Annotated in this window: 14 protein-coding genes; 3 read left to right on the top strand and 11 right to left on the bottom strand. The window is 69.9% G+C overall.

What is annotated here, in order from left to right; genetic code table 11:
* The first annotated feature begins 35 nt into the window (after window positions 1-35).
* Window positions 36-1,709 carry a hypothetical protein gene (locus ACFVVM_RS20175; protein ID WP_387620267.1) on the top strand — a complete coding sequence of 558 codons (1,674 nt, stop codon included), beginning with the start codon at window positions 36-38 and terminating at the stop codon, window positions 1,707-1,709.
* On the opposite strand, the gene ACFVVM_RS20170 is transcribed toward ACFVVM_RS20175, so the two are convergent.
* From ACFVVM_RS20170 to ctaD, 11 genes are all read right to left on the bottom strand, one after another.
* Window positions 1,672-3,666 (bottom strand): hypothetical protein, encoded by a 1,995-nt coding sequence (locus tag ACFVVM_RS20170; RefSeq protein WP_387620265.1) that lies wholly within the window; start codon window positions 3,664-3,666, stop codon window positions 1,672-1,674. The genes ACFVVM_RS20175 and ACFVVM_RS20170 overlap by 38 nt on opposite strands.
* 135 nt (window positions 3,667-3,801) lie before the next feature.
* Window positions 3,802-5,121: a class I SAM-dependent methyltransferase gene (locus ACFVVM_RS20165; protein ID WP_387620263.1), complete on the bottom strand. Its 1,320-nt coding sequence runs from the start codon at window positions 5,119-5,121 to the stop codon at window positions 3,802-3,804.
* Window positions 5,122-6,099 carry a class I SAM-dependent methyltransferase gene (locus ACFVVM_RS20160; RefSeq protein WP_387620261.1) on the bottom strand — a complete coding sequence of 326 codons (978 nt, stop codon included), beginning with the start codon at window positions 6,097-6,099 and terminating at the stop codon, window positions 5,122-5,124.
* Between the two features lie 220 nt (window positions 6,100-6,319).
* The gene (locus tag ACFVVM_RS20155; protein WP_387620259.1) at window positions 6,320-7,096 is read right to left on the bottom strand and encodes an enoyl-CoA hydratase-related protein; all 777 of its coding nucleotides are present in this window, start codon (window positions 7,094-7,096) and stop codon (window positions 6,320-6,322) included.
* A 9-nt stretch (window positions 7,097-7,105) separates the two neighbouring features.
* Complete coding sequence (locus ACFVVM_RS20150) at window positions 7,106-7,912, bottom strand: NUDIX hydrolase (protein ID WP_387620257.1); 807 nt, start codon at window positions 7,910-7,912, stop codon at window positions 7,106-7,108.
* A gap of 184 nt (window positions 7,913-8,096) precedes the next feature.
* Window positions 8,097-8,930 (bottom strand): ABC transporter ATP-binding protein, encoded by an 834-nt coding sequence (locus ACFVVM_RS20145; RefSeq protein ID WP_387620255.1) that lies wholly within the window; start codon window positions 8,928-8,930, stop codon window positions 8,097-8,099.
* Between the two features lie 18 nt (window positions 8,931-8,948).
* Window positions 8,949-9,107, bottom strand: a complete 159-nt coding sequence (locus tag ACFVVM_RS20140; protein WP_387620253.1) for a hypothetical protein — start codon at window positions 9,105-9,107, stop codon at window positions 8,949-8,951.
* 140 nt (window positions 9,108-9,247) lie between these two features.
* On the bottom strand, window positions 9,248-10,036 hold the full coding sequence (locus ACFVVM_RS20135) for an aminoacyl-tRNA hydrolase (protein WP_387620251.1): 789 nt from the start codon (window positions 10,034-10,036) through the stop codon (window positions 9,248-9,250).
* 76 nt (window positions 10,037-10,112) lie between these two features.
* On the bottom strand, window positions 10,113-10,550 hold the full coding sequence (locus ACFVVM_RS20130) for a protease inhibitor I42 family protein (protein ID WP_387620249.1): 438 nt from the start codon (window positions 10,548-10,550) through the stop codon (window positions 10,113-10,115).
* A gap of 78 nt (window positions 10,551-10,628) precedes the next feature.
* Entirely contained in the window at window positions 10,629-11,858 is a 1,230-nt protein-coding gene (serB, locus tag ACFVVM_RS20125) for a phosphoserine phosphatase SerB (RefSeq protein ID WP_387620903.1), read from the bottom strand.
* 81 nt (window positions 11,859-11,939) lie between these two features.
* A complete protein-coding gene (gene ctaD, locus ACFVVM_RS20120; RefSeq protein WP_387620246.1) occupies window positions 11,940-13,679 on the bottom strand; it encodes a cytochrome c oxidase subunit I in 1,740 nt (579 codons plus the stop codon).
* A gap of 332 nt (window positions 13,680-14,011) precedes the next feature.
* On the opposite strand from ctaD, the gene ACFVVM_RS20115 reads away from it, so the two are divergent.
* Window positions 14,012-14,272, top strand: a complete 261-nt coding sequence (locus ACFVVM_RS20115; protein WP_387620244.1) for a hypothetical protein — start codon at window positions 14,012-14,014, stop codon at window positions 14,270-14,272.
* 154 nt (window positions 14,273-14,426) lie between these two features.
* Window positions 14,427-14,831, top strand: a complete 405-nt coding sequence (locus ACFVVM_RS20110; protein WP_387620241.1) for a hypothetical protein — start codon at window positions 14,427-14,429, stop codon at window positions 14,829-14,831.
* The last annotated feature ends 53 nt before the right edge of the window (window positions 14,832-14,884 follow it).

Below are 14,884 nucleotides of genomic sequence, written 5' to 3'. Positions count from 1 at the left end.
GGTGATTCCGGGCGTTCTCGGCGGGTTCCGCCCCGATGATGTTTCGCCGGAGAACCGTTGCGCGACGTTATGATCCGATCTGGAACACCTTCCCGGACGAGTACACGATCCTGCTGGTAGCGAGAACGCTCACCTCCACCTATCGCCTCCTGGAAGCCGCCCAGTGGCTCCGTGACGATTTCCGCGTCAAACCGGTGTTCACCATCGACGACGCCTCGGCATTCAGTACCGGCGTGCCCGAACTCCTGCGCGACAAAGGCGTCGAGATCGTTCCGTGGTCACACGTCACCCAACGCCGATTCCCCTATCATCTGGCCCTCGCCGCGAGCGAGAACGTCGACTTCGCCGCAATTCACAGCCGGACCATTCTGTTGCCGCACGGACTCGGCTTCAACAAATTCCTGCCCAGCGGGCGCCGAACACAGCTACGCCTGGCGGGGCTGCCGTCGGAGCGGGCATTGCGCACCGGGAAGGTGATCATCGCGCTGTCGCATCCCGACCAGCGCGAGCAACTGCGAGCGACGAGCCCGCGCGCGGCGGCCTGCGCGGAGACGGTGGGCGACCCGACCTTCGATCGGCTGCTCGCCAGCCGAAGCCTGCGCGACCGCTACCGCCGCGCCATGGACACCGGCGACCGAATCCTGATCACGCTCGCCTCCACCTGGGGTCCGGAATCGCTGATCGGGCGCGGTTCCACGCTGCCCGCGCGACTGCTCGGGGCGCTGCCACTGGATTCTTATCAGGTCGTCACCGTGCTGCATCCCAACGTGTGGGCCCGGTACGGCGAGTACGCGATCGAGCTGTGGCTGGCCTCGGCGCTGGATGCCGGGCTGATCCTGATGCCACCGGAGGCGGGCTGGCACGCCGCCCTGATCGCGGCCGATCAGGTGATCTCCGATCAGGGCTCGCTCGGACTGTTCGCCGCCTCGCTGGACCTGCCTCTGCTGACCGTCGGGCGCTCGACCGAAACCGTCCCCGGCACCCCCGCCGACGACCTGGCCGCCGCCGTGGGCACCCTGGGCACCGACGGCGATCTGCGCCGGAAACTCGACGAGGCGAGACGATCGCACCGCCCGGGTCGCTACCGTCCGGTGACCGATCGGGTGTTCGCAGAGGTCGGTGACGCCGCCACCAATGTCCAGCGGCTGATCTATCGCGAACTCGGACTGTCTCCGCTGCCCGACGCCACCCCGTTGCGACGAATCCCGGTGCCGCGCTGCCGAACCCGGCCGGTGACCACCTGCTTCGTGGAGACCCGTCCGATCGTCGGCGCGACACTCGAGCTGGTGCGGTTCCCGGCGTCGGTCGACCGGTACGCCGACCAGCGAGCCGACACCCATCTCGTCGCGGCGGAGACCGAACCCGATCCGAAACTGCTCGAACGCGCCGCCGCCATCACCCACGATCGGGACCTCGACGAGGCGGCCGGTGTGCAGTGGGCACGGTCGGCGCTGTCGGAGTATCCGGGTGCCCGGCTCGCCGTCACGCCGACCGTCGACGGTGCGCTCGCAGTCGTACGCGACGGCACGGTCATCCGTGCGACGGTGTCCCCGGTGCATCCGGCCCGAGCCGAATTCGTCGCGTCCGCGCTGTATTGCGGTCTGATCGGCCAGCACCCGCTGGATGGGCCCATCGCCGTCCGGGCAGGTCACACCGTGATCGAGGTGACGTTCACGCGGGATCGGGCAGTTGATCCAGTGCGGCCGTGAACTGGTCGACGCAGTCGGATCCGAGGTCACGGTGCAGCTGGACCAGCCGGGTGAGCGCGGCGCGCCGGGCCGCGATGTCCCCCGAGCGCTCGGCGACATGGGCCAGTTGTTCCTGTGCCTGCGCCTCGTAGAAGGTGTGCCCGCCCGCATCCAGGACCTCCGCGGCTTCGGTGAGCAGGACTCGTGCCTCCGCCGATTCGTCCTCGATCAGCATCCGGCCGAGCTCGGTGAGACACCGGCCGAGCATCCGGGCCTCGCCGACCGCGCGGATCAGCGGGAGGGCGGCGCGCATCTCGATCTCGGCCCGAGCGGGATCACCCGCGCTGAGCCGGGCCTTCGCGGCGAAGAACCGCACGAAGGCCACACCCCGCGCGTCGTTCTCCCGCTCGAACAGGTCGACCGACCGCTGATACGCCTCCTGCGCGCCATCCGGTTCGGCCGCCTCGCGATAGCGCGCGACGAACTCCCACACCGAGGCGAGCAGTCGCCGGTCACCGGTGGACTCGGCCAGCGGCAGGGCCTGACCCAGCAGTTCCTCGCGCGCACGGTCGAGCCGACCCAGCTCGGTCCAGGCCCGCGAGACGAAACTGCGCAGCCGGGCCTCGGCGCGCACATCGCCCGCCAGCCGCGCCGAAGTTGCGCCGATCTCGCTGGAAGTCGTCCAGTCGACGTAGTACCGCCTGCTGACATACAGCGCCGACAACGCTTCGGCGAGCTGCCAGGACGAATCATGCCAGCCGCGGACGGCGGCGACGCGCTGCACGGCGAGCAGATTCCGCCGTTCGCCGTCGAGCCAGTCCAGGGCCGAGCGCTTGGCATCCGCTCCGGTGAACGGATGCCCGAAGCCCGCGGTCACGGCGGCGGGGGTGCAGCGAAATCGCTTGTCGCCGAGAAGGGCCAGGTCGGCGAAGGCGGCCTGGACGAGCAGGTACTCGGTGACCCGGCGCAGCGCGTCGGCGCGTTCGACATCGGAGTCGAGCTTGTCTGCCAGGGTGGCCGCGTGCCGACGCAGCAGGGGGTGCAGCGACAGTCGCTCAGCGGAGTCCTCGTCCAGCAGCCCGGCGTCGATCAAGGCGTCGGCGGCCCGATTCGCGCGCGCCGCGTCCCGGCCGAACAGCACGGCGACGGTATCCCTGGTCAGATCGTGGCCCGGATACAGGCCGAGCAGCCGGTAGAGCCGGGCGGTGTCGTCGGCCCGTTCATGATCGGGGTCGTCTTCGGCGAAGGCCGCGTACGCCTGGGAGAACACCGCGAACGGGCTCTCCCGACCCGCCACCGCGAACGGCGCCAACCCGGTCTCGTCGGCGGTGATCGCGGCGACCACGGATTCGACACTGCGGGCGGGACGAGCCGCGAGCTGCTTGGCCACGATCTTCAACGCCACCGGCAGTCCCCCGCACAACTGGACCAGATCGGCCACCGCGGCGGGCTCGACCTCGGCTCTGGCGCCGATCCACTCGGCGAGCAGATGCGCGCCCGCCGCGCCGGTCAAGGGCGCCAACCGTCGCACCTCGGCACCGTCGAGCGACAGTTCGCTCAGCGGGCTGTTGCTGGCCACCAGCACCGCGCTCGACGCGCTGTTCGGCACGAACGGCCGCACCTGCGCCGGTTCGGAGACGTTCTCGAGCACGATCAGCACCGACTTGTGCGCGGTGAGGGTGCGCAGTCGGTTGGCCCGCGCGGCCAAGGTCGGCGGAATCAGGTCGGCGCTCACACCGAGGGCGGTCAGGCAGGCCGCCAGCGCGTCGGCGACGGAAGTCCGTTCGCCGTCGGCCGGGCCGAAGTCGACGTGCAGGTCACCGTCGGCGAACAGCCCAGCGTCCCTGACCCGTTCGACACAGCGGCGGACGAACGCGGTCTTGCCGACGCCCGGCAGACCGGTGCAGACCCCGACGCGCGCAGAGCCGCCACCCGCCCAGAACCCGTCGATCCAGGCGAAATCCGGCTGCCGGTTCACGAACTTCCCAGGCGCCGAAGGAACTTCTCTCGGTATCACCATCATCGACGACCCTCCCACCGCGCTGCTGTGACCACCGGACTCCGGCTGGACAGACCCTATCGCGATTCCCTGTGGACGCCGAGACGGCGACTCTCAGCGTGCTGTCGACTGCGCCGGGGCGTGCGCGGTACACAGGAAAACCGTTCCCGTGCGGCCGATTCGGGTGATCACGAGGGTGTAGGGGCGGGTGCCGCGGAGTTTGAGTTTCTTGCGCAGGGCATCGGGGTCGACGTCCACACCACGGACCAGGATCTCGAGGGCACCGCAGTCGCGGCGGGCGAGTTCCTGGCGCAGGGTCTTCTCGCGGAGGTCGAAGCGGTCTTCGATGCGGAACCCACGGACGCCAGGGGGGACCTTGTCGCCGGTGAGGTAGGCGATGTGGGGGTCGAGTTGCCAGAGGCCGTGTTTCGCGGCGTAGTGGCGGACCAGGCCCGCGCGGACAATGGCGCCGTCGGGGTCGATGATCCAGTCGCCGGGGGTGCGTTCCGGGATGTCGTCGGGGTCGGCGTCGGTGAGAGTGGTTGCGGCGCCGCGGGAGTCGAGGACGGTGGCGCGGCGGGTGATGCCGTCGGTGAGGCCGGGTGACCAGAGGCAGGCTTCGCGGACGGCGCCGTCGAGGGAGACGATCTCGACCTCGCCGTCCCAGCCGAGGCGGTCGAAATCCAGGCCGGGGGCGGACTTCACGGCGATGTCGCGACCCGCGTAGGCGGACAGCAGATCCGGCAGCGGAGGCTGGAGTTTCGCCGGATCGTAGGTGCGTCGACCGTCGGCGCGCCGGGCCGGGTCAGCGATGATCACGGTGTCGCGGGTGGTCGGTATGAGGGCATCAGCCCTGGCCAGCACGATGTTTCGGCTCCACGTCGCCTGGTCGGAAACATCGGACTCGCTCCGGGCGGAAGCGCCGTCGTCGAGGCCGTTGTCCGGCTCGATGCCGTGGCGCGTGTCCGAGGCCTGCGAAGCAGCACTCCGTCCGAGGCTCGACAGCGGCGCGACGCCGAGATTGTGGGCGGCCATGGCCAACCGCACCTCGTCGAGGTCGCTGCCGATCACCGCCGGGCACACCGCGCCCAGCTCGGCCAGCTCCGCACCGATCGAACAGGTGACGTCGTGCACCGCGCGCCCGGCCAGGCGGGCGGCCCGGTGCCGGGCGACGAGTGCGGGAGTGGCCTGCTGCAGCGCGTCGTCGGTGAACAGCCACGAGGCGGCCGCGGGCAGCTTCACCGCGGCCTTGCGGCGCAGGCGCACCGTCTCGATCAGCGCCGCGGCCTGCTCGCCGAACGAGCGACGCACCTGCTCGATATCGCGCAGGTGCGTCGCGGGGGTCAGCTCCAGCCGGTCCACCTCGGTCAGCGCGGCGCGTCCCGCCGCGCTGCCGAGGTAGGCGACGTCGTCGCGGCCGAAGCGGTAGCCCACCTACTTCTGCGCGGCGCCCGGCTTCACGCCGGTGATCATCGCGTTGTAGAAGAACTCACGCGGGACGACCTTGCGCAGCACGTTCTCGTCGAGCCAGCTCAGGCCCAGCCAGGCGCGGTACTGCGCCATGCGGTAGCCGATGGTGAGCTTCTCGTCCGGCACGGCCGCTTCGAAGGTGCGCACCGGCCAGCCCCAGAGGGCGGCGGCGAATTCCTCGGTGGTGGCCTTCACGTCGACGGCACCGGCCGAGGCCGCCATCTTCTCGAGCTCGCTCGGGTCGAAGGTGTGCAGGTCGACGACGGCCTCGAGCGCGGCGGCGCGGGAGGACTCGTCCAGCTCGGTCTGCGGACGACGCCAGCCGGACAGGAAGGGCAGCTTGGTGATCTCGGTGGTCACCTTCCAGGTGGCCTGGCCGAGCTTGCGGGCGTAGAGGTTGCCGACGGTGGTCGGCTCGCCGGCGAAGACGAACCGGCCGCCGGGCTTGAGGACGCGCAGGCACTCCTTGAGCGCCAGTTCCACGTCGGGGATGTGGTGCAGCACGGCGTGGCCGCAGACCAGGTCGAAGGTGTCGTCGTCGTACGGGATGGTCTCGGCGTCGGCCACGCGGCCGTCGACATCGAGGCCGAGGTGCTCGGCGTTGCGCAACGCGACCTTGACCATGCCGGGCGAGAGGTCGGTGACCGAACCGGTCTTCGCGATGCCGCCCTGCATCAGGTTGAGCAGGAAGAACCCCGTGCCACAGCCGAGCTCGAGCGCCCGCTCGTAGGGCAGCGGGGCGGGACCGACCGCCAGGTCGAACCGGCCGCGGGCATACGCGATACAGCGTTCGTCATAGGAGATCGACCACTTGTCGTCATACGTCTCCGCTTCCCAGTCGTGATACAGGACCTGGGCGAGCTTGGTGTCCTTCAGCGCTGCTTCGACCTCGGCCTCGGTGGCGTGCGGGTTCGGCGCCGGGTCATCGGGGTGAACCGTCATAACACAGCAGCGTACCTGGCTTACGGAAAACCCTGGCCGCCTCCCCGGCGACTCCGTTGAGGCCGCCGACGTGATGAATCCGACACCGGTCACATGGCCCCAGCGGGACCTGTTCGGGCTGGTCGGGCACTCACCCATGCGCATGGCGCATCACCGCTCGCCATCGGCGCCACACAGCCGGAATGCGCTCTCCGTCCGGCGAAGTTAATCGAGATTCAGCTCATCGCCCGGTGAAGATCGCGCTGTTGGGCCCCTCGGCGGCGTAGGTGCGGGTGCCGACTCGGGCGTCTTCGGTGTCGAAGAGGGCCGACCATTCGGTGACGGCGGCGGAGTGGCCGTGCGGGCCCGCTTCGAAGACCGCTTTGGCGGCGGCGAGGGCGCGGGGGGCGGCGGTGACGAACTGGGCGGCCCAGGTGCGGGCGGCGGTGAGGACGTCGTCGGGCGGGACGACCTCGTCGACCAGGCCGAGGGCGGCGGCCTCCTCGGCGTCGACCAGGCGGCCGGTGTAGACGAGGTCCTTGGCCCGGCTGGCACCGATCAGCAGCGAGAGCCTGCGGATGCCCGACAGCGGGATCAGGCCCGCCTTGATCTGGGGCAGGCCGAGCTTGACGTTGTCGCCGATGATGCGGTGATCGGCACCGAGCGCCAGTTCGAGGCCCGCGCCGAGGCAATAGCCGGTGATCGCGGCGACGGTCGGCTGCGGCACCCGGGTCAGGCAGCCCAGCGCGGCCTGCAGATCGGCTGCCATGGCCGCGGCCTGCCCGGCGTCGAGCTCGGCCAGCTCGCGCATCTCGTCGCCCGCGCTGAACACCCGCTCGTCGCCGTAGACGATCAGCGCGGACACCCCGGGATGTTCGGCCACCGTCGCCGCCGCGGCCGCCACCTCACGGGCCAGCTGGGCGTCGACGAGATTGAGCGGCGGGCGGTCGATGCGCAGCAGCGCGACACCCCGCGTTGTCGGCTCGGCGGGCAGCTCGATGGTGACGAATTCGGCCATGCGGCAAACCTACCGGCCGCCCAGTGCGCCCAACTCCGGCAGCTCCGCGAAATACCGTTCGTTGTCGGGGAAGTCCGAGAGCGGATGACCGGCGGCACCCGGCGAGTACTTCGGCATGATCGGCTCGATCGCCCGCTCGCCCGCCAGCACGGCGGTGGTGTCGGCGAAACCGCGCAGCGCGTCGAGCTGGGACCAGGTCGGCGGCATCAGCACGTGCTCGCCCGCCCGCCAGCTCGCCAAGGCCTGCTCGGGCGTCCGCCAGACCACCTGCGCGGCCTCGGAGGTGGCGCCGTCGGCGTTCTGGCCGTGCGGCAGCACCGCGACGAAGAAGCGGGTGTCGTAGCGGCGGGGTTCGGCCTCGGGGGTGATCCAGTTCGACCACGGCCGCAGCAGGTCCGCGCGCAGCACCAGGTTCTCGGCGGCGAGGAAATCGGCCAGCGAGAGTTCGCGGCGCTCGAGCTTGCCCCTGGCCTCGCGGTAGCGCGCCGAATCCTCGACGACCGAATCCGCGGTCGGCCCGGCCAGCAGGACGCCGCACTCCTCGAAGGTCTCGCGCACCGCCGCGGCGACCAAGGCCTGCGCGGTCGGCTCGTCGGTGGCGAAACGCTCGGCCCACCAGGCGGGTTCCGGTCCGGCCCAGGCGATGTCGGCCGTCGCGTCGGTCGCGTCGACGCCGCCGCCGGGGAACACGGTGACCCCGCCCGCGAACGCCATCCCCTTGACCCGCCGCTGCAGGAACACCTCGATGCCCTCGGCACCGTCGCGCACCAGCATCACCGTCGACGCGTCGCGCGCCTGCACCCCGGACTCGCTCATATCGTTTCGTTCCTCTCCACACCACGCGCACAGCCGCGGCGACCAGCACCGACCCCGGTCGACACCGGGTGGCGGCCCGGCCGAGCCGCCGCGTTTCCGCCGCGGCCACAGCACCGGCCTCCTTCGCACCCTAACGCCTGCTTGGTGGAGTCAGGAACGGGCTTGCCCGCGGACCGGGACAGGGTCAGGCGCGGCGGTGCTGCCCCGAACGACGGGCCCGGCGCGCGAACCAGCGCCCGTCGACCCGGTCCAGCGCGATGGACTGGCTGAACGCCGCACTGAGGTTCTCGGCGGTGAGCACGTCCTCGAGCAGCCCCTGCCCGACCACCTCGCCCTCCTTGAGCAGCAGCGCGTGGGTGAACCCCGGCGGGATCTCCTCCACGTGATGGGTCACCAGCACCATGGCGGGCGCGTCGGGGTCGGCGGCCAGATCGCCGAGGCGCTCGACCAGTTCCTCGCGCCCACCCAGGTCGAGTCCGGCGGCGGGTTCGTCGAGCAGCAACAGTTCCGGGTCGGTCATCAGGGCGCGGGCGATGAGCACCCGCTTGCGCTCGCCTTCGGACAGGGTGCCGTAGGTGCGCTCGGCGAGGTGTTCGGCGCCCAGGGTCTCGAGCATGTCGACGGCGCGTTCGGTGTCGATGTCCTCGTAGCGTTCGCGCCAGCGGCCGAGCACCGCGTAGCCCGCCGACACGACCAGGTCACTGACCTTCTCGTCGACCGGGATGCGGCTGGCCACCGCCGCGGAGGACAGCCCGATGCGCGGGCGCAGTTCGGTGACGTCGACGCGACCGAGCGTCTCGCCCAACAGGTTTGCCGCACCGGAGGTCGGATGCACCTCGGCGGCGGCCATTCTCAGCAGCGAGGTCTTGCCCGCCCCGTTGGGGCCGAGCACCACCCAGCGTTCGTCGAGCTCGACCTGCCAGGTCACGGGGCCGACGAGCGTTCGGCCCGAGCGGCGGATGGTGACGTCGGAGAAGTCGATGAGCAGATCGGGATCGGGTTGCGACACGCGCTCCATCTTGGCCCACGCGGGCGCTCAGTGGAACGACCGGCCCGTGTGGGATTCGTCGGTTCGCCTCGCCGGGCGAGCGTGCTCGGAGCCGATCCCGCTGCGCAACATCCGCGCCGCCACGAACGACACCGGGATCGACAGCACCACCCAGACGAGCAAGATCACCACAATCGTCGTCGTCATCGCGGAACCTCCCTGTGCCTCGATGTGCTCGGCCGTCGGTTACGTATACCCCCGAGGAGACACCACCACACCGCCTTGTGGCGGCGGGTCGCGAAAACCGCAACCGAACCGTCGAATTCACCCCGCGCGTGTCGCCGGGGTCAGCGTGTCGGCGGCACGGCGATCACCGTCATCGAGCCGGGGGCGACCTCGGTGAATCCGGCGTCGCGCACGGCCACCGCGCGCCCCGCCGCCACCTCGGCGGACAGCTGCGCCCAGTGCCGCTCGTCGGCATCGCGCACCGCACAGCGGAATCCGCGCTCGGCCCACCCGGCAGCGGCCTCGACGGGCAACGCCCCGGCCAGCAGCATGCTCGCGTGCCCGACCTGGGCGGCGGCCTTGCCGACCGACATCTCCAGTGCCGCGTTCACCCACAGCACGGGTAGCTCCGGGTCCGGCGGGCCCGGCTCGTCGTGGGCGAGGTCGGTGCCGCCGATCTGGAGTTTGCGGATCCGCGGGTCGACCGTGCCGACCGGTCCGGGAACGTAGGCGCGCGCCTGGGCACCGTCGACCTCGACGGTCACCCCGTCGACCTGGCCCGCCGCCACCCACTGCGCCCCGCGGGCCCGGCGCGCGACCTTCCTGATCCGCGACCGCTTCCACCCCAGATACCGCGACTCCCATTCCCCGCCCGGTCCGGATCGGGGATCGAGGCACACGGCGAGCGCGGCGGCCGCGGCGGCTTCCAGCAGCGCGCTGCGCGCGGGCGGATCGATCTTGGGAATGTGCAGCACCATCTGCATCGCCTGCACCAGCGCCGGATCATCGGGGTCACCGATGCCGCCGTACCCCCGCGCCAATTCCGCGTGCCGCACCGCGAATTCGGCCGCTTCGTCGCGGACCACCTCGGCCGGATCGGTTTCCACACTGCTCAATTCGGCACCACCCATGCACCACACCCGATTCGATCGAGGCCACCAACTCCATCGACCAGCCTAGCGAGCGGCACCGACGAACCGGGCCGGACTAGGAGACCCGGATGTCCACGACGAAGGTCGGGTCCGGCTCGACCGGCGGTTCACCGGCCGGAGCGTAGACGAACTCGAGCGTGGCCACGCCCTGTTCGATGGCCCGGAACGGCCACACCGTGGTGCCGCCGTCGCTCTCCGGCCCGCCGTCGGGGACCAGGACGCCCTGCGCGTCGTCGACGATCCCCCACTGCTCGGTCGACGCCGGGTCCTGCGGCAGCCGCACCACCAGCCGCTGGCCGAGGATCAACTCCACGGTGCTGCCATTGGCGGACTGGTCGACCGTGATCGGCCCGACCGCGGACTCCGGGGTGGTGTCCGGGACCGGGATGCTGGACAGGGTGACATCGGTGGATGCCGTGTCGTCGTCACCGCATCCGGCGAGCAGACCGCCCGCCGCCGTGACGGTGACCAGGACGAGCAGGGACCTACGCACATCAGCCTCCCAGTGACGAACAACGACGACTCGGACACTCGGCCGTCACTCTACGTCCCGAAGGTCGCGATTCGACCCCTACCGGCCGAGCAGCGGCACCCGGCGCACGCCACCGTCGCGGGCGTCGGCGGCCTCCACCTCGTCGCGGGTGACGCCGAGGATGAACAGCACCGCGTCCAGATAGGGATGCGACAGCGCCGTATCGGCCACCTCGCGCAGCGCGGGCTTGGCGTTGAACGCCACGCCGAGTCCGGCCGCGTTGAGCATGTCGATGTCGTTGGCGCCGTCACCGACCGCCACGGTCTGTTCCATCGGCACGCCCGCCTCGGCGGCGAACTTGCGCAGCGCGGTCGCCTTGAAGGCCCGGTCGACGATCTCGCCGATGACCCGTCCGGTGAGCTTGCCGTCGACGATTTCGAGGGTGTTGGCCTGCACGAAATCCAGTTCCAGCTCGTGCGCGAGCGGCTCGATGACCTGCCGGAACCCACCGGAGACCACACCGCAGCGGAACCCGAGCCGCCGCAGCGTGCGAATCGTGGTGCGGGCGCCCGGGGTGAGTTCGATCCGGTCGGCGACCTCCTCGATCACCGACTCGTCGAGCCCCTCGAGGGTGGCCACCCGCTGACGCAGCGATTCGGCGAAGTCGAGCTCGCCGCGCATGGCCGCCTCGGTGACCTCACGCACCTGCTCCTCGACGCCGGCGTGCGCGGCCAGCATCTCGATGACCTCGCCCTGGATCAGCGTGGAGTCCACATCGAAGACGATGAGCCGCTTGGCCCGGCGCGCCAGCCCGGCCCGCTCCACGGCGATGTCGACCTGTTCGGCGACGGCGACATCCGCCAGGGCGGTGCGCAGCCGCGCGTCGGTGTCGGCGCCGGAGTCCGCGGCGGAGACCATCAGCTCCATGCCGGTCACCGGGTAGTCGGCGATGCCGCGGATGGTGTCGATGTTGGCGCCGAGGCCGGCCAGCAGCCGCGAGATCGCGCTGAACGCGTGCGCGGTGACGGGTGCGCCGAGCACCACGACGGCGTGCGTGGACATGGGCGGCTTGCCGATCTGCGCGTCGACCGACACGTCGACCTGCATGCCGACGGTGTTCATCGCCTCTTCGAGCTCGTCCTGCAGCGCCTCGGGGTCGTTGGGGCACGACACCAGCACCCCGAGGGTGAGCCTGCCCCTGATGACCACCTGTTCCACGTCGAGCAAGCTCACCTGATGCCGTGACAGCGCCGCCAGCAACACGGACGTGACGCCCGGTCGGTCGGGGCCGGTGACGGTCACGAGAACTGTGGTGTCGGCCAAGTCGATCTGCTCCGTTCGAATACCCACAAAAAGAGTGTGCACCTGCTGGTCACCCAGCAGGTGCACACCCTGTGTCCTACGGTGTTTCTACTTCTTCGCGAGCGCGTCTTCGGCGTGCGCGTTGTGCTTGGCCGAGCCCCAGCCCACGTGCGCTTCGGCCTTCATCCGCTCGATCATGTGCGGGTAGTGCAGCTCGAAGGCCGGGCGCTCCGAGCGGATGCGCGGCAGCTCGTAGAAGTTGTGCCGTGGCGGCGGGCAGGTGGTCGCCCATTCCAGGGAGTTGCCGTAACCCCACGGATCGTCCACGGTGACGACCTCGCCGTAGCGGTAGCTCTTGAAGGTGTTCCACACGAACGGCAGCATCGACGAGCCGAGGATGAAGGCACCGATGGTGGAGATCGTGTTCAGCGTGGTGAAGCCGTCGCTGGGCAGGTAGTCGGCGTAGCGACGCGGCATGCCCTCGGCACCCAGCCAGTGCTGCACCAGGAAGGTGGTGTGGAAGCCGACGAAGGTGGTCCAGAAGTGCCACTTCGCCAGACGCTCGTCCATCATGCGGCCGGTGATCTTCGGGAACCAGAAGTAGATACCCGCGAAGGTGGCGAACACGATGGTGCCGAAGAGCACGTAGTGGAAGTGCGCGACGACGAAGTACGAGTCGGTGACGTGGAAGTCCAGCGGCGGCGAGGCCAGGATGACGCCCGACAGACCACCGAAGAGGAAGGTCACCAGGAAGCCGATCGACCACAGCATCGGTGATTCGAACGTCAACTGACCGCGCCACATGGTGCCGATCCAGTTGAAGAACTTCACACCGGTCGGGACCGCGATCAAGAAGGTCATGAAGGAGAAGTAGGGCAGCAGCACCGCGCCGGTGGCGTACATGTGGTGGGCCCACACCGCGATCGACAGCGCCGCGATACCCAGGGTCGCGTAGACCAGCGTGGTGTAACCGAAGATCGGCTTACGGCTGAAGACCGGGAAGATCTCGGAGACGATGCCGAAGAACGGCAGCGCGATGATGTACACCTCGGGATGGCCGAAGAACCAGAACAGGTGCTGGTAGAGCAGGATGCCGCCGGTGGCCGGGTCGTAGATGTGGCCGCCCAGGTGGCGGTCGTAGGCCAAACCGAACAGCGCCGCGGTCAGCAGCGGGAAGGCCAGCAGCACCAGGACCGAGGTCACCGCGATGTTCCAGGTGAAGATCGGCATGCGGAACATGGTCATACCGGGCGCACGCAGGCAGACCACGGTGGTGAGCATGTTGACGCCACCGAGGATGGTGCCCAGACCGGAGACGGCCAGACCCAGGATCCACAGGTCGGTGCCGACGCCGGGCGAGTGCAGGATGTCGGTGAGCGGCACGTACGCCGTCCAGCCGAAGTCCGCCGCGCCACCGGGGGTCACGAAGCCCGCGGTCGCCATGGTGCCGCCGAACAGGTACAGCCAGTAGCTGAACGCGTTCAGTCGCGGGAAGGCGACGTCGGGGGCGCCGATCTGCAGCGGCAGGATGATGTTGGCGAAGCCGAACACGATCGCCGTCGCGTAGAACAGCAGCATGATCGTGCCGTGCATGGTGAACAGCTGGTTGAACTGTTCCGGCGAAAGGAACTGCAGACCCGGGCGGGCCAGCTCGGCGCGCATCAGCAGCGCCATGAGTCCACCGATCAGGAAGAAGCTGATCGCGGTCACCAGGTACATGGTGCCGAGGACCTTGGGGTCGGTGGTGGTGACCGCCTTGTAGAGGAACGAGCCCTTGGGCCCGGTCCGAGCCGGATACGGTCGAGTCGCTTCCAACTGAGGGACTGGCCTGGGCTCTACCGCAGTCACTGATCCTCCTGAAGATGCCTGTACGTCACTCGCAGAGTCGACCGCGCCTCGATGAAGTGCAGCAGCAGACATGCGTTGGAGAGAATCGTAAACCGTGCTGCCGCAGCATTCCGCGCGGGTCCTACTCTGTGTCGTATTCGGCGCGCCGTAGACGATCGGTGGCATGCCGGGCGGGCGCCGCTCTGTATCTTCCTCCGCAGGTAGCGAGGGTGCAATGGTTGTCGGCGATGACTTTTCGAGCTCGGGCGCGTCATGATCGATGACGGTCGGCGAACCCGCCACCGTCTCGATTCGCTACCTCGAGCAAGGACGGCAAGGCCGTCGCGGGCGCGATGGGCCGCGTCCCCGATGACGGTGATCCGTTCCCCGACCGCTGGACCGTCTACCTGGCCTCCGACGATGCCGCCGCGACCACCGCGAAGGCGAGCGGGGCGGGCGGGAAGGTGTTTGTCGAGCCGATGGCGGTCGGCGATCTCGGCACGATGGCGGTGCTCGCCGATGTCGGCGGCGTGATGGACAGCCCCTACGGCAGGCTGGCCGGGCTCACCGACCCGACCGGCGCCCACTTCAGCATCGGCGGAAACGTGCGCTGAGGCGGCGGCTCACCGGGTTCATCCACCTTGGGTGGAAATCGCTCCCCCTTGGAGTCGGGGTCTCCAACGCTGGGGTTGCTGTCGGATGTCCCCTCGGACGGCGAGATTAGAGGTGTACCGAAAACACCTCCCACCAGCCTCCGAGGGGAACCCGATGAGCACTCCGGTCACCGCCACCAATGTCATCCAGCTGCCGTGCCGCTCGGACGCGCCGATCGCCGCCGGACAGCTCGCCGACGCCGACCTCGACCGCTGGGCGAACCGGCTGGCCCGGCTGCTGCTGGTCCGCGGCGCCGGTAACCGGATCGCGCTGGCGGTCGACCCCGCGATCGAGGCGACCGTCGCCGAGGCGGCCGTGCGCAAGGTCGGCGCGATCCCGGTGCCGGTCGCCGAGGGCACCGCCCCCGCGGCCGGTTTCGGGATCACCACCAAGGAGCGCCGCGCCGAGCTCACCGACACCGTCGACTGGCTGGTCCTCGACGACCGGGCCACCCTGCGCCACTACCTGGTGAGTTCGGACGCGCCGCTGTCGAGTATCGATCTGCGCGCGGTCTCCTGAACCCATTCCGATCCGGTCCCCGCGGGTCCAGAATGGATCTGGAGCGCAGTACG

The organism is Nocardia sp. NPDC058176 (assembly GCF_042883805.1).
Classification (GTDB): Bacteria; Actinomycetota; Actinomycetes; order Mycobacteriales; family Mycobacteriaceae; genus Nocardia.
Note: the sequence above shows the minus strand (reverse complement) of the source record. Positions and strands in the feature narration are given on the sequence as shown.